This window comes from Corynebacterium accolens (genome assembly GCF_023520795.1).
Taxonomy (GTDB): domain Bacteria; phylum Actinomycetota; class Actinomycetes; order Mycobacteriales; family Mycobacteriaceae; genus Corynebacterium; species Corynebacterium accolens.
In genome coordinates this window covers 223,565-243,888 of the sequence record NZ_CP046605.1, presented here as the reverse complement: position 1 = coordinate 243,888, position 20,324 = coordinate 223,565, and the positions used below count along the sequence as shown (strand labels likewise).

Genomic DNA, 20,324 nt, shown 5'->3' with positions numbered 1-20,324 from the left:
CCCCTGGGGTTTAGAGGATGGAAACGGCCTGCGCCTGGTCGCCCTTCGGGCCGGATCCAACCTCGAAGCTGACCTTCTGGTTTTCTTCCAAGGTGCGGAAGCCGCTGCCCTGGATTTCGGAGTAATGCACGAAGATGTCTCCGCCGCCGTCCTCGCGCTCGATGAAGCCGTATCCCTTTTCGGAGTTAAACCACTTAACGGTTCCTTGTGTCATGGTGAACTGAGTTCCTTTTCTTAAAGAGGTAGCGCGGATTGCCGCGCCGGTAGTTATTCGGTAAATGGGTCCTCGAGCAGTACCGTGAAGTATAAAACCGCACCAAGACAACATTGGCCTGTCAACAGTGTGACACGTTCCACGCCAAAGCGATAGATTTAACTCACAAGGGGGTAAAAATTGTCTCACCCGGCTGGCGATAACCCCATTGGTGAAGAGCTCCTAGAACTCATCCAGCGGCGCCTTTCTGAGTCCACCCTGACGTTTCACACCACGCTCCCGGCAAAGCGGGCGCGCTACGCCGACTGGCCTGAGTGGGTGCTGCCGGGGTTGAAGGAGAAGGTGGTAGATGGGGGCATCGGCAAGCTCTATGCGCACCAAGCCGAGCTCGCCGAATGCGCGTGGCAGGGCCGCGACGCCGTGATTTCTACCGGCACCTCGTCCGGCAAATCCTTGGGCTACCAGCTGCCCATCCTCACCCGGCTGGCAGAGGATCAGACCGCGTGCGCGCTCTACCTCACCCCCACCAAGGCCCTGGGATCGGACCAGCTGCAATCCGCGCTCGAGCTGTGCCGCGGGATTCCGGAGCTCAAGAACGTGGTGCCGGCGCCCTATGACGGCGATACGCCCCAGGAGTCGCGGACGGGCGTGCGCGATCATTCGCGCCTGGTGTTTTCCAATCCCGATATGGTGCACATGTCCATGCTGGCCGCGCACGCGCGGTGGGCGCGGGTGCTGCGCCACCTGGAGTTCATCGTCATCGATGAATGCCACTCCTATCGGGGCGTATTCGGCGCCAATGTGGCCCTGGTTCTGCGCCGCTTGCTCCGCCTGTGCCGGCATTATGGATCGCGTCCCACCATCATTTATGCCTCCGCAACCATGAATGACCCGGCCCGGCATGCCGAACGCCTCACCGGCCGCCCGGCGCACGCGATTACTGAGGATTCCGCCCCCACCGGCGCGCGCACGGTCGCGCTCTGGGAGCCTGGGTTCTTGGAGGGCGCGGAGGGCGAGCACGGCGCCCCCGTGCGGCGCGCGGCCACCACCGAGTCCGCCGAGATGATGGCGACCTTCATAGCGGAAGGCGCCCGGACCATGACTTTCGTGCGCTCCCGCCGCTCCGCCGAGGTCGTGGCGATGGTCGCCGCCGAGACCCTCTCTGGCAGCTTGGGCCGGCCTGATTTCGCGCAGCGCATCGCCGCCTACCGCGCCGGCTACCTGGCCGAGGACCGCCGCCGGTTGGAGCAGGCGCTTGACGATGCCTCCTTATTAGGCGTCGCCACCACCTCCGCCCTCGAGCTGGGCATCGACGTCGGCGGGCTCGATGCCGTGGTTACCGCGGGGTTTCCGGGCACGGTGGCTAGTTTTTGGCAGCAGGCCGGGCGCGCGGGCCGCCGCGGGCAAGGCTCGCTCGTGGTGCTCGTCGCCCGCGATGAGCCCATGGATACCTACCTGGTGCACCACCCCGATGCGCTACTGGGAAAACCGGTGGAAGCAAGCGTCTTTAACCCCACGAACCCCTATATCCTCTTTGGCCATATCTACTGCGCGGCGGTGGAAAAACCGCTGGATGATGCCACCATTGCTGAGTGGGGTGCCAGCGAGGTCATCCACCAGCTTGCGGAGCAAGGCCTCGTGCGCCGCCGGGAGCGCGGGTGGTTTGCCGTGCCCATTCCCGCCTCCATCGCGGAGGAGCTCTCGCCGGAAACCGCCCACTCGGCAGTATCGCTGCGCGGCGGGGCGGGCGAGGAGGTCATGATCGTGGATGCCTCAGATGGCCGGCTATTGGGCACCATCGATGCAGCGCGCGCGACCAGCCAGGTCCACCCCGGCGCGGTCTACCTGCACCAGGGCGAAAGTTTTGTCATCGAGGAGCTCATCCTATCCGATTATGTGGCGCTCGCCCGCCCGGAGACCCCCGAGTATTCGACCACCCCGCGCTCTACTACGGATATTCGCATCGTGCGCGAGGCCGATAACCTGGTCAATTATTCCCCGGGCCTGTGGGTGGCGGACGTGGAGGTCGAGGTCACCGACCGCGTCACCGGGTACCAGGTGCGGCTTGCCGATGGCACCATCGGCGACGATATCCCCCTCGATCTCCCCGAGCAGCGGCTGACCACCCGCGCCGTGGCTTATACCATCGACCCGCTGGCACTTTCTGCGATGGGCATTACCGCCGCCGATATCCCCGGCACCCTGCATGCGGCCGAACACGCCGCCATTGGGCTGTTGCCGCTTATCGCCACCTGCGACCGCTGGGATATCGGCGGCGTATCCACCGCATTGCACGCGGATACGCAGCTTCCCACCGTCTTTGTCTACGACGGCCACCCCGGCGGCGCCGGGTTTGCCGAAGAAGGCTTCCGCCGCTTCCCCGAGTGGATCGCGGCCACCTTTGAGGCGGTGCGCTCCTGCCCCTGCGAGGCCGGGTGCCCATCGTGCGTGCAATCGCCCAAGTGCGGCAATGGCAATAACCCACTGAGCAAGGACGGTGCCATCAAGCTGCTCGGCGCGCTCGTTACCATGACGCAGGAGGCCGCGGTTTAGACTGGGCCCGCCTTGGCGGTGGCGCTCTGGCCGCGCACCGCAGCAACGGCGATGATATCGGGTGCATTGTCGGTGCATTCCTCGAGGCTCGCGCCGTTTTCCCGCGCGGCGCTCTCTGCGGCCGCACACGCATCCTTGCCGGTGGCCAAGGCCCACGCGCCGGCCACGGCGGCAAGGTCCGCGGCTACCTGCGCTTCGTGGCGCGCGGTCACGCGAGACCCCACCGCCGCGATGACCAGCAATAAGCTGATGATGGCGACGATGATTCCGGTGGCGGCGATGGTGGCGTACCCGTCCTCACCGCGGAGCCTGCTAGTCATTGCCAGCCACCTCCGCGGGAAAGACCGCCTCCGCGCTCATGGTGCCGATGGGAGCATCGACGCTTACCGATGCCCGAATAAGCCCCGCGCTTTCCCGCACGCTCACCCGGGCATCCTCGCGGGCCGGTTGGTACTCGACGCCGATGGCGTGCGACCTAGCCGCCGCGCCCGCCATATCCACCGCCGCGATATAGGACGCCATCGTCGCGATCGCACCGATGATGCCCGCCGCCACGAGGACGAGGGAGCTTAATGCCAGGGCGGCTTCGATGGTCACGGAACCATCGTCATCGACTACCGTGCGCATGATTCCTCCTTTCTTGTGTTCTAGTGCGCCCGGTTAGCTCGGGGTATTCGATAGCGCATCGGTGATAATTCCCTCGATGGCATCGACCACGCCGCCGCCGTTAATGACCATGTACAGCACGCCGGCAAGTGCCGCAGCCGCAAGCGATCCCATGGCGTATTCAATGGTGCTCATCCCCTCATCGTTGCGGACGAGGGCGCGGGTGAGCTGGGAGTACTTAATAAATAGTGCAGACATAATGGAGAGTCCTTTCTTAAAAGGTGTGGTGGTTGAGTAGAAGTGAAAAATGGTGCATCTAGAAAAGCTGTGCGCCCAAGCTGATCACTACGGGCGCGAGGCCTAGAACGATGAATGCTGGCAGGAAGCACACCGCCAGCGGGAGGGCAATGAATACTCCTGCCCGCTCTGCTTTAGCCGTAGCGTGAGCAGATGCTTCGGCGCGCAAAGAAGTACAGATTCGCGTGCATCCGGCGGCTATGGTGGCGCCGGACTGGCCCGATAAGATGACAAGCCCCGCCACGTCCTCTAATCCCGCATGGCCCTTCATGTGGTCCCATGCAGATTCCGTGGGCACGCCAACTCCTAGGAGCGCGGATACCGTCTCCCACAGGTGCTGGGTATCGGCCTCTGCCGTGCGCGCAACTGCCGTAGCAGCCGCATGCACCGTCAGGCCCGCACTCAGGCAAGCTGCGAAAAGCTCGATATCCCCGGCCACGAGGAGTGGATCCACGGTGGTAGAGGGCTGGAGTTTGCTCATCAATCCCCCGCGCACTGTTGCGCCATCGCGCTTTCTTGGGCCGGCGCGCGGGGTCTTCGCCGTGTGTTGCGCTGCGTTCTGTGCCGTAGCAGGTCCCAGCCGCCCCTTGGTGGCCGGCAGCCCAACGAGTACGGCCAGCGCTAAGCAGATAAAGGCCATCATGGTGCCGCCTTCCTGATAATGACGCGGGACCAAGCAAAGCCGCCGCAGGCAAGCCCCACCCCGATGACCAGTAGGATTCCCCCTAATCCCCCGCCGAGCAAGAAGCCCAGCGAATTGGCCCCCATCGCCCCGCCCATGGCGATGCCCGCAATGGGAAGACACGCCAAGACCGTGGCCGTAGCTTGGGGTCCTTGCAGCCCGGCCGCGGTGGATTGGTGGTGGCGGCGCAGCGCATCCATCCGGCTTTGGGCCTGCTCAAAGAGGCTGGCTACCCCGATGCCATGCTGAGTAGATAATTCGAGCAGGTGGCCCAGCCGGGTAAGTTCCGCATCCGCATGGGCGCCAGAGAGCGCCACGTGTGGGGGCGCACCGCGCGCCACGGCGGTAGCGGTGGATTCTAAGGCTGCGCTCATATCCCGCGGCGTCGTCGCGGGAAGGGACTCCGCCCCGCGTGTTAGCGCACTTGCCAGGGTTGCCCCGGCGCGCAGGTCAGCGGTGACGACCCCAAAGTATCCGGCCAGGGCCTCGCGGCCGCGCCGGCGCGTGCGGGCGACCATGATGTCCTTGATATACCACGACACGCACCAAGCGATGATCGCTGCCGCGACCGCAATGCTCATCCGCCCGACCGAAAAGAAGACCAAGCTGCCGCAGAATACGGCACCCAAGATGACCAAGGAGCTGGCCTTTATACGGCTGCCCTTTCCGGCGATGCGGGCCGCGCTCGAGGGCGCAGACAGCAAGAGGGCTGCGGCGAGCAATAAGAAGCTAAGCATCCGCCTGACCCCCTTCTTCTTCGCGCTGTTCCTCCAACAGGGAAGCGGAGAATTCCGCAAAGCCGGGCGCGGGCCCCTCGGTTGCGCTCCAGATGATGCGCGGGGTGACCGGATTGCCTTCTAAGACGCCGATATGGGCCAGGCGCCGTCCGTGTGGCGTGCGCTCCATGGTGAGAACCACGCTGACGGCGGCCGCCAATTGCGAGTGCAGGGCGCTGCGGTCCAGGCCGCCGAGCGCGCCGAGGGCCTCCATGCGGGCGGGTACCTCAAAGAGGGAGTTGGCGTGCAAGGTACCCGCGCCGCCATCGTGGCCGGTATTGAGCGCGGCGAGCAGATCGACTACCTCTGGACCACGAATCTCGCCGACGACGATGCGGTCCGGGCGCATGCGCAGCGCCTGCCGCAGCAACTGCGCCATCGTGATTTCGCCGCTGCCTTCCGCGTTTGCCCGGCGCGAGACGATGCTCACGCAATGCGGGTGGTGCGGTGATAGCTCCGCCGTATCTTCGATAACCACGATGCGCTCGCGCTCCGATACGGTTCCCAATAGCGCCGAGAGCAGCGTCGTCTTGCCGGAACCGGTACCGCCAATAACGAGGAAGGACACTCGCTTTTTCACCATCGCGGCAAGCAGCTGGCCGATGTCTTCCGGCACGGTGCCATTGGCCACCAACTGCGGCAAGGTGGTTTGTGCCTGCCGCAATACGCGCAGGCTAATGCACGTCCCGCCCACTGCGGGTGGGCTTAGAAGTGCATGCACGCGGAGCACGACGCCATCGGGGCGCGTGACGCGGCCATCGGCAAAAGGCTGGGCATCATCAAGCCGCGTGCCCGAGGCCGCGGCCAACCGGGAGGCGAGCTGGCGCACCTCCCCATCGTTGCGAAAGGTGATATCGCTGCGCTCTAATCCCTCACCGCGGTCCATAAAGACGTCTTCGGGTCCGTTGACCACGACATCGGTGACGCCCTGCCGGGCCAATAAGGCATCCAGTGGCCCCATGCCGGTGGCATCTTGGCGCAGGCGCCGGAGCAGATCCACCACGGCGACGTCACTGATAACCCCTGCTTCCTCGCGGATCCGCCGGGCCAAGCTAGAGGCGTCGTGCACCAGATCCGGCTCGGCGGCAATGACGCGCTGCATCTTCTCCATGGTCTTTTCCATGGTTTCGGCCGAACTATCCATCGCCGCGCTCATGCCCCTACCTCCTCGCGCACCGCACGGGCGGTCTTAGCAAGCGCCGCGGGGAGCCGGGCCGGTAATCCACCGATCTCGATGCTGCGGGTGAGCCCGCGCACGGTGGGCAATTGGGCGCTGACCCGGTGGTGGATGATGTCTTCTACCTCTGGAGCGCTGAGAGCCGCCCACTGCCGTTGGCGCAGGACCACCACGATGTCGCGCCGCGCCTCATCCAGGCGCAGGATGAGTTGTGCGGCCGCCGCTGCCGAGCGCACCTCCGCTGCCACCACCAGCACCACGTGCGTGCAGGAAGCAGGGATATTTTCCGCCGTGCAATCCACCACGCACAAGCCCTCTCCCGCGTGTGCCGCAGACGTCGCCGCCGCCAAAAGCGTGGCATCTAGCGTGAAGGTGTCTTTCACCGTACTGCGCGCTGCGGATAGCACCGCTATGCCATCGGCGGTAGAAGGCAAGGCGCGGTAGAGATCGGCGGCGTCGATGCTGCCATCGCCAATATTGAGCTCCGGCCAGCGAGCACCTGGCGCGGTTTCCACGCCGAGGAGGAGATCGAGGCCGCCGGAGTGCGCGGTGGCATCGATAAGCAGCGCCCGCGCCTGTTCGCCCGCCGTGCAGTGGGAACGCGCCAGGACCGCGGCAAAGGTGGAGGTGCCTACCCCACCGCTGGCGCCCACCACCGCGATGGTAGCACTACCGGGGCGATCTTCCGGCGGGTGCGCTGCCTGGGCAATAGCCGCCAGCAGGTCTTTAATCTCCGCGGGGATAATAAAGGCGCGGTCCGCATGGCAGGCAAGCGCCGCCTCATAATCGATGGGCCCTGGGTCCGCGGCGAGGAAAAGCACCGGGGCGGGCGTGGCCTGTGCGGCTTGGGCCGAGGCGAGAACGCGCGCCATGAGCGCATCGACCAGAACCGTATAGGCCCCGGCGAGGCTGCGCGGAATATCGCGGGGATCGGTGACCGTAATGACCTCGTGGCTGGTCGCGGCGGCGGCATGGACCGCCTCGGCGCGCAAGGCTTCCTCGCCTATGGCAACGACGATGGTGGAGCGAGACTGTGCTGTATTCATGCCCCCTAGCCTGAAGCACCCGCCTCGGCTGCACTAGGGATGGGACTTCCCGCCTGTGGATAAAAGGGCAAAAGCTACCACTTAGCGCTCAGTTAGTTGAAATTTCTACAAAGCCTTGTGGATAACCGTAGATATAGGTGACGGCCCGCGCATCGGGGGTGCGCGCGGGCCGTCAGTAACCCGGCCTCGGGGGGCGAGCCGGGGCAGGCCGCACAGTATATCGGGGCCTTGCACCGATTATTATGACACGTTCACTACCCGATCACAACAGCTAAGAAAAATTATCTACCTGCACGGCGCTGACCTGCACCGAATGGATGTTCACCGCCTACCGGGTACGAGCGTACGGTTAGGCCGCGCGGGCGATGGCATCGGCTTCTTTGCCGCCTACCTCCCAGGCGGAGAGGTGAAAAAGCACCACCTCGCCGGGGCTGTCGCGGTAGCTCGCGCGGCACTCGCGGTAGGCCGTGGAATGGCGGTGGAAATACACCTCTGGCACGGCGAACCCGCGGGGATCGAAGCCGGTGTGTATGGCGACCAGGCGGGCGGCAACCCGCGCCACCACGCCGCTGCGCGGGCCAAAGAATTCGCCTGCCGCGATTTCGGCATGCACGACGCTTGGCAAAAGATCGCGGAATGCCGGGCCGCTCCCCTGCGCAATCAGGCGCGCCAAGCCTTGCAAGCGCGCGCTATCGCCGCTGGGAATCCCGTTGCCGCCGGCAGCGACGTCGATGCGCGCGAGCACTTGCAGCGGCGCGCGGGCAAAGGAGCGGACGGTAGAATCCACCACCTCAGGCGCTGCTACGGAATACGCGCTGACCGCGCCGGCAAGCGGACCGCTTTCCACATCGCCCGGGCCAGGGTGCGGGGGGATGGCATGTCCATCCAAGGCCACGCTGGCGCGCGCGCCCCGCATCAAGGACTCCGCGGAGATGACCTCATACCTGCGCAGCCCGGCCGGCCTGCGGTGGGCGCGCGCGATGGCAGCCGCGGCTTTGTCCGCACCTTCTTTCACCCCCGGGAGGCGAAATAGCGGGGATAACGAGTCATTTTCTGGCATATACATTAGGATAGCCCTAGACGCCCCGAGCCCCGAAGGCCCCTACCTTTTGGCGTGGCACCGTAAAACCGCGCTGTATCTATTATCATTGGGGCCGTTACAAGGTTTAGATGAAAACGAGGAGAATTAATCGTGAGCAACGATGGATTATTTACTGACGGCACCGATCAATTCGCACCAAAGGTTAATTCGATTCCTTTGAGCGATGTTGATGCATCGTCCTCCGAAACCTCCATCGGCAAGTTGGTCTCCAACGCCACCGAGCAGATGTCCCAGCTCGTGCGCTCTGAGGTAGAGCTGGCCAAGACGGAGCTGGCGCAGTCCGCAAAGAAGGGCGGCATCGGCGCCGGTTTCTTCGGTGCGGCCGGCACCATCGCGCTGTACAGCTCTTTCTTCTTTTTCATCTTCGTCGCTGAGCTCCTCGCGCTCTGGCTAGATCGCTGGGCCGCTTACTTGATCGTCTTCCTCGTGATGATCGTGGCAGCCGGTGCCCTCGCCCTGCTCGGCGTCAAGAACGTCAAGAAGGTCAAGGCGCCGCAGAAGACCATAGATTCCACCAAGGAACTCAAGAACCTGATTCCGGGCAAGGCGCAGAAGTCGCTGGACCGCAAGGACACTCACGGCCTGTATACCTAAACCGCACGCACTATTAGATCCGCCTCAGCCTTTCCTGGGGCGGATTTTCTGTACACATAGAAAGGCGCCTTGCCCTCCATGGCCTTAGCACCACTTCCCCCCTCCACGGTTGAGCTGGAAGGACCCTTTGCGCACGAGTTTGTCCACACCCGGGGCATCCGCCTGCACGTGGCCATAGCGGGCGATAGCGCCGATCCCCTCGTTGTTTTTATTCACGGCGCTTTTGGCGGCTGGTTCGATTTTCAGGAGGTCATCGGTCCCCTCGCGCAGTGCGGGTATCACGTCGCCGCGGTGGATATGCGCGGCTTTGGCATGTCCGATAAGCCGCCCATCGATCCCGGCCAGGATATCCGCACCTTGGTCGGAGATCTGGATGGCCTCATCCAGGCCTTGGGCCACGAGGATGCCTATATCGTCGGCGCCGATACCGGTGGCGCGGTGGCCTGGTGCCTGGCCGCCGAGCGCCCCAATCGCGTCCGCGGCTTGGTGTCGGTCTCGGCCGCGCACCCGGTTGATATCCGCCGCGCCATCGCCGCGCGCCCCTGGGACTTTGGGTGGATGATCCTGCGTTCCCTGCTCTGCCACCTACCAAAGGTCACCCGCGCGAATACCCTGCTGCTTAGCCCCCGAGCCTACCGCAAGGAGCTCAGTTTGGATACGGGGCCCGCGCTTGCCGATGCCACCCTAGAGTCCATCCTTGCCCTGCGCCTGCGCGCCTCCCAGATTGGCAAGGTGCGCCGCGGGATCCTGTGGAATCACCGGATGCGCACCGCCGTGGTGCCCTTGAACTGGTCCGAATTAGCCGTCAAGCGCCCCGTCCTTTTCATCCACGCCCAACAGCGATTGTGGAACCCCGTCATCCAGCGGGCGGCCCTGCGCGCCCGCGCGGGATTTAGCGCCACCTCGATCCCAGGGGCCAAGAACCTGCCCTTCCTCGAGGCCCCCGAGGAGTTCGTCGACGAGCTGCGCCGATGGCTCGACGCGTAGGGCGCGTGGGGAGACATTCCCCACGCGGATCTAATACGAAAGCTAGTGCGCCACGCACTCGCCGGTTTCTACCGGGCGCTGCAATTGGGTGACATCCCCAATGTGGCCGATGACCTCGTCTGCGGTCAGCGCGTATCCGGTCTCAGAATCATCTACTGAGGCGCCGAAGATAACGCCCAAGACCTCGCCCGCGGTATTGACCAGCGGGCCGCCGGAATTGCCCTGTTGGATATTGCCGCGCACCGTATAGGAATCGCGCTCTACCCGGCCTTGGGAGTAGATATCTGGCCCGGCGATGGTGATGCGATCGCGCACGCGGGCCATTTCCGCATTAAAGGGGCCGGAGTGCGGGAAGCCCATGACGATGGCATCGTCGCCGGTCTGGGCCGGCTGCTGCGCCCACGGCAGGGGCTGGATGCCCAAATCCGGCGCGTGCAAGACGGCGATATCGACCTCTGGGTTGTAGTAGACCACCGTGGCGTCTTTCAGCCCGAGCTTTGTATCCAGCCTCACCGTTTGGGTGCCGGCCACCACGTGGGCATTGGTGACCACATAGTCATTGTCCACCACGAAACCGGAACCCATGAGGCGGCGGGAGCACTCTTCGGCATCGCCAAGCACGTGAATGATGGACGGGCGAATGCTGCGCACCAGCTCCGGGTCCTGCACGTCTGGGGCCGGGTCCTCAACATCCTCGCCGCTGATGGACTTCTCCCACGGCGAAACCAGGGGCGGAAGGCCCGATTCATTGAGCAACGCCGCCACGCCATTGGGAAGGGAAGCCAGGCGCGGCGGGGCGGCCGCATTGAGGTTGCTCAGGATGCGGGAATCGCGCAGACCCTGCCCCGCAGAACCGCCCAGATTGGTGGCCACGGGAATGGAAATCATCCAGATGACAATGAGCGCGATGAAGGACTGAAAGACCGCGCCGAAGAGCGAATCTATTCGTTGGGTGCTGCGCGCCTTCATGCGATCGCGCACGCTGGTGCCCAAGGAAGAACCGATGATCTGCCCGATGCCCACCAGCAAAACCAGGATGCCCACGAGCAGGAGCAGGCGCAGCGAAGGCTCGTCCACTGTGCGCAATACGCTGGGGGCTACGGCGATGCCCACCACGAGGCCCGCGCCCACGCCGATGGCGGAGAGCACCGCGGCGAGCGCACCATTGCGCCAACCACTGAGCAATGCTGCTAACACGGCAAGCACAATCAGGCCGTCAACAATGAGCGCAGCAGTCATGGCTTTGGTTCTTTCTCTATCGAAATCTCGTGCGTCTCCCGGCGCCTCAAGCGCGCGGGCAATTAGGACATCTTCTCATTATTGCGGGACTTTTTGAGGGTGTCACGCAGGTCTATGACCGAATTGTTATCCCACGGTACGCTCCACCCAGAATGCTCCAATAATGCTGCCAGCACCCCGGCAGTAAACCCCCAAATCACGTAATCATTGGCATAAAACGCCGGGCCTTGCCATTGCTTGAAGCCCACCAGCAGGCGGTTACGGGGGTCAATGAGCTCCCTAATCGGGACGAAGAACACATCATCGGTCTCCGCCGGGCTTGCGGGATAGACCTCGCCCGGCTGCTTCCAATGGGCCAAAATCGGGCTGACCGGATTGCCCGTGGCGCGAATGTGCAGCTGTTCCCACTGTTCTAAGGGCGTGACCGTATGGCGCTGCAGGTCGGTTTCCTCCCATGCCTCCCGCAGCGCGGTATCAACCAGCGACGTATCGCCCGGATCCCGCCGGCCGCCCGGGAAGGCAATCTGGCCGGAGTGCGAGCGCATCGACGGCGAGCGGTGCGTGAGCAAAATTTCGCCATCCTCCACGCTGTTTCCGCTCAGTAGCATCAGCACCGCGGCTTCCCGCTTGGTTGGCACCTCTTCCTCGGAGCCATTGAGCTGCGAGGCCTGCCGCTTACCAATGAGCTCTTGCACCTGACTCGTATCGACGCCCAGCGCGGGTTTTATCCACTCGGGTGTGTATTCGGGCCATACTTTACTCATCCGGCAAGCGCCTCCTTGACCGTCTTTTCAATCTCGTCCGCAGAGGTAAACGGCTGGGCCGCCTGCTTTATCACTTCGCCATCGCGGAGGATCACTGTCACGGGAACCACGCCCGGCAGGCCCAGCGTGCCCGCGAAGCTATTATCCGGATCCTGGAAGCTCGGCAGGTCTACCCCCACGTCATTGAGGAACGCGGCCCCGTTGGCGGCGTTTTTATCCGCGTGCACCCCAATGACCTTCCAGTCCGGGTGGGATTCTGCCACCTCGTCCAAGTAGGGCAATTCCGCGCGGCACGGCTCGCACCACCACGCCCACACGTTGGCAATGGTAATTCCCTCATCCGCCTTGTCCCCCTCACCGGCATCATCGCCGCCCAGGCATTCCAGATCCACCCCGGCGATGGGCCCCGCGGGGCAATCTGGGCGCTCGGCCACGTCCTGGTCGCCCGCCGTGCCCGATTCCATGCCAGGGGCCTGCGCCGATTCACCCGCGCCGGTGTCATCCCCACGCAGCTGCATGACCCCCACCACCACGAGGACAGCGATGACAATGGCCGCAATGACGGTGCCGAAGACGTATTTTTTCATACCGCTAGCTTAATGCAGCCGGGCACAGATCCCGCACCACGCAATTCCCACACTCCGGGTTCCGGGCATGGCAGACCCGCCGGCCGTGAAAAATGACGCGGTGGGAAAACATCGTCCACTCGGCCTCTGCAATGAGCTTGGCGATGTCCCTTTCTATCTTCACCGGCGTCTTCTCCCCCGTCAGCTCCAGGCGCTGCATCAGGCGACTAAAGTGCGTATCCACGGTAAGGCCGGGAATCCCGAAGGCATCGCCCAGCACCACCAGCGCCGTCTTGCGGCCCACCCCAGGCAGGGAGGTCAATTCCTTTACGGTCTGTGGCACCTCACCGTCGAATTCAGAAACGAGGCGCTCGCCGATGCCCATGAGGTGCCCCGCCTTCGCCCGCTGAAACCCCAGCGGCCGCAGGATCGCCTCCAAATCTTCCCGCCTAGCCGCCGCATAATCGGCCGCGGTGGGATAGGTGCGAAACAGCTCAGGGGTTACCGAGTTCACGCGCGCGTCCGTGCACTGTGCGGAAAGCACCGTGGCCACCAAAAGCTGGAGGGGCGAATCAAAATCGAGCTCGCACCGCGCATCGGGGTGTTCATGCGCCAATCGTTCATTAATGACGGGCGCTCTCTTGCTCGGGGCCGCGGTGGCCGGCAGTGATGAACTCATGCCGCCAAGCTTAGTAGGATGGGAATACATGATTTCACTTGTTATTTTCGTTCCGCTTGGCATCGCCCTTTTTGCCCTCCTCATGGAAAAACTGGAAGCGATTGTCTTCGCGGATTAGCAGAAAACGCGCAGGCTGTAACGCTAGGGGCGTAAGTGATCCCATTTCTGTTATGTGAACGAAACTAGGGCAGTGCCCAAAAGTGACGAACTGCACTGTAAAATGGGGTACGCTAAAAAATTGACCCCGCTTGTTCCGCATTAGCGTGCCTCCCTGGAGCCCGCAAAAGGATGTGGCCCAAGCACTTTAGTGACTTATCGCAGTCGACATCCAAGGAGTAAAACGTGGAAGGCGTACAGGACACCCTCTCCCGCGCCGGAATCTTCCAAGGCGTTGATCCCGTAGCAGTGCAGAATCTTCTCGAGCAGATGGAGACAGTGCGCTTCCCGCGCGGTACCACCATCTTCGATGAAGGCGAGCCCGGTGACCGTTTGTATATCATCACCTCCGGCAAGATTAAGCTCGCCCGCCACGCCCCGGATGGCCGCGAAAACCTCCTGACCGTGATGGGCCCGTCCGATATGTTCGGCGAGCTCTCCATCTTCGATCCAGGCCCACGCACCTCGTCCGCCGTCTGCGTGACTGAGGTCCAGGCCGCCACCATGAACTCCGAGCTACTGGATAAGTGGGTTAGCGATCACCCCGCCATCGCCCAGCAGCTGCTGCGCGTGCTGGCCCGCCGCCTGCGCCGCACCAACGCCAACCTGGCGGACCTCATCTTCACCGATGTGCCCGGCCGCGTTGCCAAGACCCTGCTGCAACTGGCTAACCGCTTCGGCGTCCAGGAAGGCAGCGCGCTGCGCGTCAACCACGATCTCACCCAGGAAGAGATTGCCCAGCTGGTCGGCGCTTCCCGCGAGACCGTCAACAAGGCCCTGGCTACCTTCGCCCACCGCGGCTGGATTCGCCTCGAGGGCAAGTCCGTGCTCATCGTCGATACCGAGCACCTCGCCCGCCGCGCGCGCTAAAAAATTCCCTCCGTCCCCCGTGCACAAGCACTAGGGGCGGAGGGAATAAGCGTTTTAGTCGGCTGCCTGCCGCGACGCGCGTTAGTTATCGGTACCGGAACCGGTGCCGGTGCCGTCGAGGTACTTCAACGCGGTGCGCGTGGACTGCTCTGCGGCATGGCGCAGCACCGGATCCACATCGTCATACATTTCATTGACCAGGGTGGTCAGATCCACGTCATCGCCCAGCCGGGAGCGGATTTCCCGGATCTGATCCAGGCGGTAGTGACGGCGGTCAATGTATTTGCGCGCCACCTGCGAGGTATCCTCCAAATCCGGACCATGGCCCGGGAAGAGCGGAACATCCTTGCCGCGGGATTCCAACACGTCCAGAGCATGCAGGTAATCGGCCAAATCGCCGTCGGTTTCAGAAAGCAAAACGGTGTGACGCCCCGCGATGGTATCGCCGGTGATAATGCCTTCTAGCCGGGAATTTTCCACCTCCCCGCTCCACACGAAGAAGGACGTGGAGTCCGCGGTGTGGCCCGGCGTGTGCAGGACCTCCAGCTGCGGGGTGATGCCCTCCAAAGTCAGGATCTCACCCTTCTGTAACGCCTCCGCGCCATTGCAATAGCTGGGATCGAAGGCGCGGATGGGCGCGCCAGTCATCTGCCGGAGCCGCTGCGCGCCCGAAGCGTGATCATCGTGGCGGTGGGTAAGCAGAATTAAAGCCACCTCACCAGCATGACGATGCACAACGTTGAGGTGGCCTTCATCCTCCGGCCCCGGATCTACGACGATCGACCGGGAGTCTTCAGCGGCACTAATAATCCAGGTATTCGTGCCCTCGAGGGCGGTATAGCTGGGATTATCACAAAGAACTACGCCAACGGATTGGCTTACGGGACGCAATTGACTATATGCGGGGTGCTCCATGCCTACCAGCCTATCCGATCACTCAGCGATCTCTACGATCAATTCGATCTCCACCGGGGCGTTCTTTGGCAAGGCCGCAACGCCGACTGCAGAACGAGCGTGCGTGCCAGCTTCGCCGAATACCTCCCCAATGAAATCCGATGCCCCGTTGACCACCGCTGGCTGATCCTCGTAGCCGGGATCCGACGCCACGAAGCCAACGAGCTTGATCACGCGGGAGATATTGTCCAGCCCGATCTCTGCATCGACAGCGGCCAAGGCATTGAGCACGGCGGTGCGGGCCTGTTCTTGGGCCTGTTCCGTGGTGACCTCAGCGCCCACCTTGCCGGTCACCGGCAAGGAGCCTTCCACCAGGGGAAGCTGGCCAGAAGTCCATACCTGATTGCCCACGCGCAGCGCTGGCACATAAGAAGCCAGCGGCTTAGCGACGCCCGGCAGTTCCACCCCTAGCTCTTTCAAGCGAGCGGAAAAGCTCATTTACTCTGCCACCTCGCGCTTGAAGTAGGCCACCACGTTCTCCGGGTTCGGGCCAGGGGTGATGGAGACCAATTCCCATCCGTCTTCGCCCCAAGAGTCAAGAATCTGCTTGGTGGCGTGGGTCAGTACTGGTGCGGTTGCGTATTCCCATTTAGTCATGGGTTTCATTCTAGCGATTTAATACGACTTATGCCGCCCCTATTCCGGAGCGTCACCGCTGGCGGGCGGGCAATTACCCCTCTGAACGCCTTAAATGCCGACGAGTTCGCCGCCCTTAGCCAGGTAATTGGCCCAGTCTGTGATGTGGGGGTTCTTGCGCAGCAGCGCGCGGCGCTGGCGCTCGGTCAACCCGCCCCACACGCCAAATTCCACACGGTTATCAAGGGCATCCGCCCGGCATTCCGTTAATACCGGGCAGTGGCGGCAAATGACGGCGGCTTTGCGCTGTTCAGCGCCGCGCACGAATAATGCATCCGGGTCCTCATTGCGGCACTTTGCTTGAGTGACCCACTCACCACGCTCGGGATTTCGGGCTGTATTGGACATTCCCGCAGTCTTCACTCGAACGGTCATGGGTGAGTGTTCTCCTTCCCAGACGGAATACTATGTACCGAGGCCTGAGTCTATTCACTAGAACGCGGAATTGTCTACGAGGTCACACTTTAGGGGGTGCAGGTCACCTTCCCCATTGCCAGGCAGACCACGTAGGGTATTGGGGGTGACTGTCTTCAAATCTTTGTCCAAGATAGCCCTGTCCACGGTCTTGGTAGCCGCGCTCATCGCGCTCGCGCTCGCCCCCTTTGCGGGCATTTCCGGCGTGGCGATCGCCCGCACCAACCAGACCATGCAATCGGACCTGCAAGACTTAACAGCGGGCAATATCCCCGGCGTCACCACGGTGCAAGACGCCTCGGGCAAAGATATGGCCTATGTCTATAGTCAACGCCGCCACCCCGTAAGTGGCGATGAGATTTCGGACGCGATGAAAAACGCCATCGTCTCCATTGAGGATGAGCGCTTCTACGAACACGGCGGCGTCGATCTCCAAGGCAATTTCCGCGCCCTGTGGACCAACCTCACCTCCGGCGGGGTCTCCCAGGGTGCGTCCACCATTGACCAGCAGTACGTCAAGAACTACCTCCTGCTGGTCTCCGCGCAGACCGATGAAGAACGGGCCGCGGCGACCGAGCAGTCCGCCACCCGCAAGCTGCGCGAAATGCGCATGGCAACCCAGATGAATGAGGAATTGGATAAGAAGGAAATCCTCACCAATTACCTCAACCTGGTCTCCTTTGGTAACCATGCCTACGGCGTGGAGGCCGCCGCGCGGACCTACTTTGATAGCCATGCCGCGGACCTCACGGTGCCGCAGGCGGCGATGCTCGCGGGCATGGTGCAGTCCTCGGAGCGCCTCAACCCCTTTACCAATGAGGAAGAGGTGCTTGACCGCCGCAACGTCGTGCTCCAATCCATGGTGGATAACGGCTACCTGGAGCAGGCGGAAGCGGATGAGTATAAGGGGGAAGAATTGGGCGTCGGCAAGCAGCCCAATACCCTGGACAATGGCTGCATCGGCGCAGGTGATCGCGGCTTTTTCTGCGACTTTGTGCTACAGTACCTCGAAGAAAAGGGCATCGACCAAGACCAGCTCGCCCACGGTGGATACACCGTAAAGACCACGCTGGATCCGCAGGTGCAGGATACGGCGCTATCCGCGGTGCAATCGCATACCAACCCGGATGCCCAGGGTGTGGCCGAGGTCATGGACGTTATTGAGCCGGGCACGTCGGACCGCAAGGTCTTGGCCATGGTCTCCTCCCGCGCGTACGGGCTGGACCAGGACAATAATGAGACCCTCCTGCCCCAGCCCAACTCCTTGGTGGGCAATGGTGCCGGCTCCGTCTTTAAGACCTTTACCGCCGCGGCCGCCATCGAGGCTGGCTACGGCATTAAAAATACGGTGGATGTGCCCACCCGCTACGAGGCCGAAGGCCTTGGCCACGGCGGCGCCGATAACTGCCCCGCCAACCGCTACTGCGTGGAGAACGCGGGCAATTATAAGGCCACAATGTCGCTGCAAGAGGCGCTGGCACACTCGCCCAATACGCCGTTTATCAAGCTCACCGAGCAGGTTGGCGTGGCGCCCATCGTGGATATGGCGGTGCGCCTTGGCCTGCGCTCCTACGGCGACAAGGGCACCTTTGATAAGGACACCTCCATTGCTCAGCGCACGAAGGACGCCAATTCCGGTTCCTTTACCCTGGGCCCCACCCCGGTCAATCCGCTGGAGCTATCCAATGTGGGCGCCACCATTGCCTCCAATGGCCGGTGGTGCGAGCCCAACCCCATTGACAAGGTCCTGGATAAAAACGGCAACGAGGTCTACCTCAAGGAAACCCCGTGCGAGCAGGCAGTAGACCAAGACGTGGCCCACGCCCTGTCCAATGCGCTGTCTGAAGATGCCACGCAGGGCACCGCCAAGGACGCCGCCCAGGCCGCCGGTTTTAGCTCCCCCATCGCCGCCAAGACCGGCACCACCGAGTCCAACCAGTCCTCGGCTTTTTTGGGATTCAACGACGGGCTCGCCGCCGCTCCTTATATTTATAACGACGGCACCGATACCCAGCCGCTGTGTACCTCACCCGTGCGCCAGTGCACCGGCGCCGGCAACCTCTTTGGTGGTTTGGAGCCCGCGCAGACATTTTTCACCATGGCTTCGCAGCTGCCGCGGGCTACCCAGAGCGGGCTGCCCAATTACAATAAGAAATACGATGACGGCACCACCGGGGATAAGCTGCTCGATAGCGTGCGTGGGCAAAGCGAGTCCCAGGCCCGCAGCGCCCTTGAGGCCCGCGGCTACGTGGTAAAGACCTCGCGCGTCGTCGGCGGGGACGTCCCCTACGGCCGCGTGGTGCGCGCGATTACCGGCAAGGACGGCAAGAAGGAAGGTGCGGAGATTACGCTGCAGCTTTCCGATGGCTCCCCTGCCACCCAATCCCCCTCCAGCGGCGTCGGCAGTGCGAATGCCACCGGCGCACAAAATAACACCGGCAGCGCGAACACTACCGGTGTGAGCAACGAGGGAGGACATGGTGCCGGCGATTTCAACCTCAGTCCTGAGGACTTTGGAATCCGCCAAGAAGATATCGATAACTTCCGCAACGATATCCGCAGCCTCCTCGGCCGCTAAAGCTTAATTAAGCTGGCCTTTTACCTCTGCGGAAAGGCGCTTGCCGTCGGCCTGGCCGGCGGCTTTTGCGTTGGCCACCTTCATAACCGCACCCATCTGCTTCATGGTGGGTGCTTCACCGTTTTCCTTTTCTACCTCAGCAATTGCCTCTTCTACCAAGGCCTTAAGCTCCGCGTCATCGAGCTGGCGCGGCTGGTAGGCCTCGAAAAAGGGGACATCGACAAGCTCAGCCTCTGCCAATTCCGGGCGGCCGTTTTCTTCATAGACCTCCGCGGACTCGCGGCGCTTTTTAATCTCGCGCGCGATGACCTTGAGGATGTCTTCATCCTCCAGCTCGTGGCGGGAGCCGGTAGTTTCCTCGGCCTGGATTGCCGCGAGCAGCGCGCGAATGGCGCTGGTGCGCTGCTTTTCCTTGGCCTTCATCGACGTTTTCAGATCTGCTCGGATAGTATCTTTTAGCTCGCTCATGCCTTTCAATATACGTCCATTTAAGGCAGGTAGTGTAGAAGCTGTGAAACTTCAACGGATTCTTGGCGGCGTCGCCGCCGGCCTAGGTGTTGCTGCTTGGGGCTTTAGCGAGCTCAACAAATTCGAGCTCAAGGAATATACTCTTCCGCTCCTGCCCAAAGGCACCCTGCGCGGCGAAGAAGAGTTCCGCCTGCTGCATATTTCTGACCTGCACATGATCCCGGGGCAACAGACCAAGATCGATTGGGTCTCTGCCCTCGATGCGCTGGATCCAGACCTCGTGGTCAATACCGGCGATAATCTTTCCGATAAACAGGCCGTGCCCGATACCCTGCGCGCGCTCGGCCCGCTGCTTGCCCGGCCCGGCGTCTTCGTATTCGGCACCAATGATTATTGGGCACCCCGCCCGGTCAACCCCTTCAAATACCTGCTGGGTAAAAAGCGCGAGCCTTCCTACGTTGACCTGCCCTGGCGCGGCATGCGCGCGGCCTTCGTGGAGCACGGCTGGTACGACGGCAACCAAGCCCGCCACGAGTTCAAGGTGGGCAATGTCCGCCTCGCCGTAGCTGGTGTGGATGATCCGCACCACGACTTGGACGATTATTCCGAAGTCGCCGGCCCGCCGCACGAGGATGCCGATCTCTCGCTCGCGCTCCTCCACGCCCCCGAGCCGCGAGTGCTCGAAAAATTCGCCGCCGATGGGTATCAGCTTTCCCTCTCCGGCCATACCCACGGTGGGCAGGTGTGCCTGCCTGGGTCGCGCGCCATCGTGACCAACTGTGGCATCGACCGCCCGCGCGCACAGGGCCTGCACGATTTCGGCCCGATGAAGATGCACGTCTCCAATGGCTTGGGCACGTCCAAATTCGCCCCTGTGCGTTTATTCTGCCGCCCCTCGGCCACCCTGCTGAGGATCACTGAGGTGGACTAGACCTGCCGTTTTGCCGATCTCATTCACCGTGCGTT

Annotated in this window: 24 protein-coding genes; 6 read left to right on the top strand and 18 right to left on the bottom strand. The window is 62.8% G+C overall.

Annotation, left to right across the window (positions count from 1 at the left end):
• Positions 1–10 precede the first annotated feature (10 nt).
• Positions 11–214, bottom strand: a complete 204-nt coding sequence (locus CACC_RS01185) for a cold-shock protein (RefSeq protein WP_005276524.1) — start codon at positions 212–214, stop codon at positions 11–13.
• A gap of 180 nt (positions 215–394) precedes the next feature.
• On the opposite strand from CACC_RS01185, the gene CACC_RS01180 reads away from it, so the two are divergent.
• Complete coding sequence (locus CACC_RS01180) at positions 395–2,767, top strand: DEAD/DEAH box helicase (protein ID WP_005276522.1); 2,373 nt, start codon at positions 395–397, stop codon at positions 2,765–2,767.
• Here CACC_RS01180 and CACC_RS01175 read toward each other — a convergent pair.
• From CACC_RS01175 to CACC_RS01140, 8 genes are all read right to left on the bottom strand, one after another.
• A complete protein-coding gene (locus CACC_RS01175; RefSeq protein ID WP_005276520.1) occupies positions 2,764–3,087 on the bottom strand; it encodes an Rv3654c family TadE-like protein in 324 nt (107 codons plus the stop codon). The genes CACC_RS01180 and CACC_RS01175 overlap by 4 nt on opposite strands.
• Positions 3,080–3,394: a hypothetical protein gene (locus tag CACC_RS01170; protein WP_005276517.1), complete on the bottom strand. Its 315-nt coding sequence runs from the start codon at positions 3,392–3,394 to the stop codon at positions 3,080–3,082. The genes CACC_RS01175 and CACC_RS01170 overlap by 8 nt, the downstream gene beginning before the upstream one ends.
• A 33-nt stretch (positions 3,395–3,427) precedes the next feature.
• Positions 3,428–3,631, bottom strand: a complete 204-nt coding sequence (locus CACC_RS01165) for a DUF4244 domain-containing protein (RefSeq protein ID WP_005276515.1) — start codon at positions 3,629–3,631, stop codon at positions 3,428–3,430.
• 58 nt (positions 3,632–3,689) lie between these two features.
• Entirely contained in the window at positions 3,690–4,313 is a 624-nt protein-coding gene (locus CACC_RS01160; RefSeq protein ID WP_005276512.1) for a type II secretion system F family protein, read from the bottom strand.
• Positions 4,310–5,089, bottom strand: a complete 780-nt coding sequence (locus CACC_RS01155) for a type II secretion system F family protein (protein WP_005276510.1) — start codon at positions 5,087–5,089, stop codon at positions 4,310–4,312. Before CACC_RS01155 ends, CACC_RS01160 begins: the two co-directional genes overlap by 4 nt.
• Positions 5,082–6,284 (bottom strand): TadA family conjugal transfer-associated ATPase, encoded by a 1,203-nt coding sequence (locus CACC_RS01150; protein WP_005276509.1) that lies wholly within the window; start codon positions 6,282–6,284, stop codon positions 5,082–5,084. The genes CACC_RS01155 and CACC_RS01150 overlap by 8 nt, the downstream gene beginning before the upstream one ends.
• Positions 6,281–7,351, bottom strand: a complete 1,071-nt coding sequence (ssd, locus tag CACC_RS01145; protein WP_005276506.1) for a septum site-determining protein Ssd — start codon at positions 7,349–7,351, stop codon at positions 6,281–6,283. The genes CACC_RS01150 and ssd overlap by 4 nt, the downstream gene beginning before the upstream one ends.
• Positions 7,352–7,700: 349 nt before the next feature.
• Positions 7,701–8,417 carry a hypothetical protein gene (locus tag CACC_RS01140; RefSeq protein WP_005276504.1) on the bottom strand — a complete coding sequence of 239 codons (717 nt, stop codon included), beginning with the start codon at positions 8,415–8,417 and terminating at the stop codon, positions 7,701–7,703.
• Between the two features lie 126 nt (positions 8,418–8,543).
• On the opposite strand from CACC_RS01140, the gene CACC_RS01135 reads away from it, so the two are divergent.
• Both CACC_RS01135 and CACC_RS01130 read left to right on the top strand, forming a co-directional pair.
• Positions 8,544–9,047: a phage holin family protein gene (locus CACC_RS01135; RefSeq protein WP_005276502.1), complete on the top strand. Its 504-nt coding sequence runs from the start codon at positions 8,544–8,546 to the stop codon at positions 9,045–9,047.
• A 78-nt stretch (positions 9,048–9,125) separates the two neighbouring features.
• The gene (locus CACC_RS01130; protein WP_005276501.1) at positions 9,126–10,034 is read left to right on the top strand and encodes an alpha/beta fold hydrolase; all 909 of its coding nucleotides are present in this window, start codon (positions 9,126–9,128) and stop codon (positions 10,032–10,034) included.
• A gap of 42 nt (positions 10,035–10,076) precedes the next feature.
• Here CACC_RS01130 and CACC_RS01125 read toward each other — a convergent pair whose 3' ends face one another.
• From CACC_RS01125 to nth, 4 genes are all read right to left on the bottom strand, one after another.
• A complete protein-coding gene (locus tag CACC_RS01125) occupies positions 10,077–11,273 on the bottom strand; it encodes a MarP family serine protease (RefSeq protein ID WP_005276500.1) in 1,197 nt (398 codons plus the stop codon).
• A gap of 62 nt (positions 11,274–11,335) precedes the next feature.
• Positions 11,336–12,037 carry an NUDIX hydrolase gene (locus tag CACC_RS01120; RefSeq protein WP_005276499.1) on the bottom strand — a complete coding sequence of 234 codons (702 nt, stop codon included), beginning with the start codon at positions 12,035–12,037 and terminating at the stop codon, positions 11,336–11,338.
• A complete protein-coding gene (locus CACC_RS01115) occupies positions 12,034–12,624 on the bottom strand; it encodes a TlpA family protein disulfide reductase (RefSeq protein WP_005276498.1) in 591 nt (196 codons plus the stop codon). Before CACC_RS01115 ends, CACC_RS01120 begins: the two co-directional genes overlap by 4 nt.
• A gap of 4 nt (positions 12,625–12,628) precedes the next feature.
• Positions 12,629–13,282 (bottom strand): endonuclease III, encoded by a 654-nt coding sequence (nth, locus tag CACC_RS01110; protein WP_034653352.1) that lies wholly within the window; start codon positions 13,280–13,282, stop codon positions 12,629–12,631.
• A 342-nt stretch (positions 13,283–13,624) separates the two neighbouring features.
• Here nth and glxR point away from each other — a divergent pair, with 342 nt between their 5' ends.
• Positions 13,625–14,308: a CRP-like cAMP-activated global transcriptional regulator GlxR gene (glxR, locus tag CACC_RS01105; protein ID WP_005276495.1), complete on the top strand. Its 684-nt coding sequence runs from the start codon at positions 13,625–13,627 to the stop codon at positions 14,306–14,308.
• An 81-nt stretch (positions 14,309–14,389) separates the two neighbouring features.
• Here the strand turns inward: glxR and CACC_RS01100 are convergent, their stop codons facing one another.
• From CACC_RS01100 to CACC_RS01085, 4 genes are all read right to left on the bottom strand, one after another.
• Positions 14,390–15,223 carry an MBL fold metallo-hydrolase gene (locus CACC_RS01100; RefSeq protein ID WP_005276494.1) on the bottom strand — a complete coding sequence of 278 codons (834 nt, stop codon included), beginning with the start codon at positions 15,221–15,223 and terminating at the stop codon, positions 14,390–14,392.
• Between the two features lie 18 nt (positions 15,224–15,241).
• Positions 15,242–15,700 (bottom strand): RidA family protein, encoded by a 459-nt coding sequence (locus tag CACC_RS01095; RefSeq protein WP_005276493.1) that lies wholly within the window; start codon positions 15,698–15,700, stop codon positions 15,242–15,244.
• Positions 15,701–15,859: a Sp36 family protein gene (gene sp36 / locus CACC_RS01090; protein WP_126318073.1), complete on the bottom strand. Its 159-nt coding sequence runs from the start codon at positions 15,857–15,859 to the stop codon at positions 15,701–15,703.
• Positions 15,860–15,949: 90 nt separating this feature from the next.
• Complete coding sequence (locus CACC_RS01085) at positions 15,950–16,273, bottom strand: WhiB family transcriptional regulator (protein ID WP_005276491.1); 324 nt, start codon at positions 16,271–16,273, stop codon at positions 15,950–15,952.
• Positions 16,274–16,418: 145 nt separating this feature from the next.
• On the opposite strand from CACC_RS01085, the gene CACC_RS01080 reads away from it, so the two are divergent.
• A complete protein-coding gene (locus CACC_RS01080; RefSeq protein WP_035108259.1) occupies positions 16,419–18,890 on the top strand; it encodes a transglycosylase domain-containing protein in 2,472 nt (823 codons plus the stop codon).
• Positions 18,891–18,893: 3 nt separating this feature from the next.
• Here the strand turns inward: CACC_RS01080 and CACC_RS01075 are convergent, their stop codons facing one another.
• On the bottom strand, positions 18,894–19,358 hold the full coding sequence (locus CACC_RS01075) for a GatB/YqeY domain-containing protein (RefSeq protein ID WP_005276488.1): 465 nt from the start codon (positions 19,356–19,358) through the stop codon (positions 18,894–18,896).
• Positions 19,359–19,401: 43 nt separating this feature from the next.
• Here CACC_RS01075 and CACC_RS01070 point away from each other — a divergent pair, with 43 nt between their 5' ends.
• Complete coding sequence (locus CACC_RS01070) at positions 19,402–20,289, top strand: metallophosphoesterase (RefSeq protein ID WP_005276486.1); 888 nt, start codon at positions 19,402–19,404, stop codon at positions 20,287–20,289.
• Positions 20,290–20,324: the final 35 nt, after the last annotated feature.

Coding starts and splice junctions, on each gene's coding strand:
- ssd (WP_005276506.1), bottom strand. CDS start 7,351: ATGAATACAGCACAGTCTCGCTCCACCATCGTCGTTGCCATAGGCGAG.
- CACC_RS01155 (WP_005276510.1), bottom strand. CDS start 5,089: ATGCTTAGCTTCTTATTGCTCGCCGCAGCCCTCTTGCTGTCTGCGCCC.
- CACC_RS01115 (WP_005276498.1), bottom strand. CDS start 12,624: ATGAAAAAATACGTCTTCGGCACCGTCATTGCGGCCATTGTCATCGCT.
- CACC_RS01170 (WP_005276517.1), bottom strand. CDS start 3,394: ATGCGCACGGTAGTCGATGACGATGGTTCCGTGACCATCGAAGCCGCC.
- CACC_RS01165 (WP_005276515.1), bottom strand. CDS start 3,631: ATGTCTGCACTATTTATTAAGTACTCCCAGCTCACCCGCGCCCTCGTC.
- nth (WP_034653352.1), bottom strand. CDS start 13,282: ATGAGTTCATCACTGCCGGCCACCGCGGCCCCGAGCAAGAGAGCGCCC.
- CACC_RS01095 (WP_005276493.1), bottom strand. CDS start 15,700: ATGAGCTTTTCCGCTCGCTTGAAAGAGCTAGGGGTGGAACTGCCGGGC.
- CACC_RS01100 (WP_005276494.1), bottom strand. CDS start 15,223: ATGGAGCACCCCGCATATAGTCAATTGCGTCCCGTAAGCCAATCCGTT.
- CACC_RS01125 (WP_005276500.1), bottom strand. CDS start 11,273: ATGACTGCTGCGCTCATTGTTGACGGCCTGATTGTGCTTGCCGTGTTA.
- CACC_RS01120 (WP_005276499.1), bottom strand. CDS start 12,037: ATGAGTAAAGTATGGCCCGAATACACACCCGAGTGGATAAAACCCGCG.
- CACC_RS01140 (WP_005276504.1), bottom strand. CDS start 8,417: ATGTATATGCCAGAAAATGACTCGTTATCCCCGCTATTTCGCCTCCCG.
- CACC_RS01185 (WP_005276524.1), bottom strand. CDS start 214: ATGACACAAGGAACCGTTAAGTGGTTTAACTCCGAAAAGGGATACGGC.
- CACC_RS01160 (WP_005276512.1), bottom strand. CDS start 4,313: ATGATGGCCTTTATCTGCTTAGCGCTGGCCGTACTCGTTGGGCTGCCG.
- CACC_RS01085 (WP_005276491.1), bottom strand. CDS start 16,273: ATGACCGTTCGAGTGAAGACTGCGGGAATGTCCAATACAGCCCGAAAT.
- sp36 (WP_126318073.1), bottom strand. CDS start 15,859: ATGACTAAATGGGAATACGCAACCGCACCAGTACTGACCCACGCCACC.
- CACC_RS01075 (WP_005276488.1), bottom strand. CDS start 19,358: ATGAGCGAGCTAAAAGATACTATCCGAGCAGATCTGAAAACGTCGATG.
- CACC_RS01130 (WP_005276501.1), top strand. CDS start 9,126: ATGGCCTTAGCACCACTTCCCCCCTCCACGGTTGAGCTGGAAGGACCC.
- CACC_RS01150 (WP_005276509.1), bottom strand. CDS start 6,284: ATGAGCGCGGCGATGGATAGTTCGGCCGAAACCATGGAAAAGACCATG.
- CACC_RS01175 (WP_005276520.1), bottom strand. CDS start 3,087: ATGACTAGCAGGCTCCGCGGTGAGGACGGGTACGCCACCATCGCCGCC.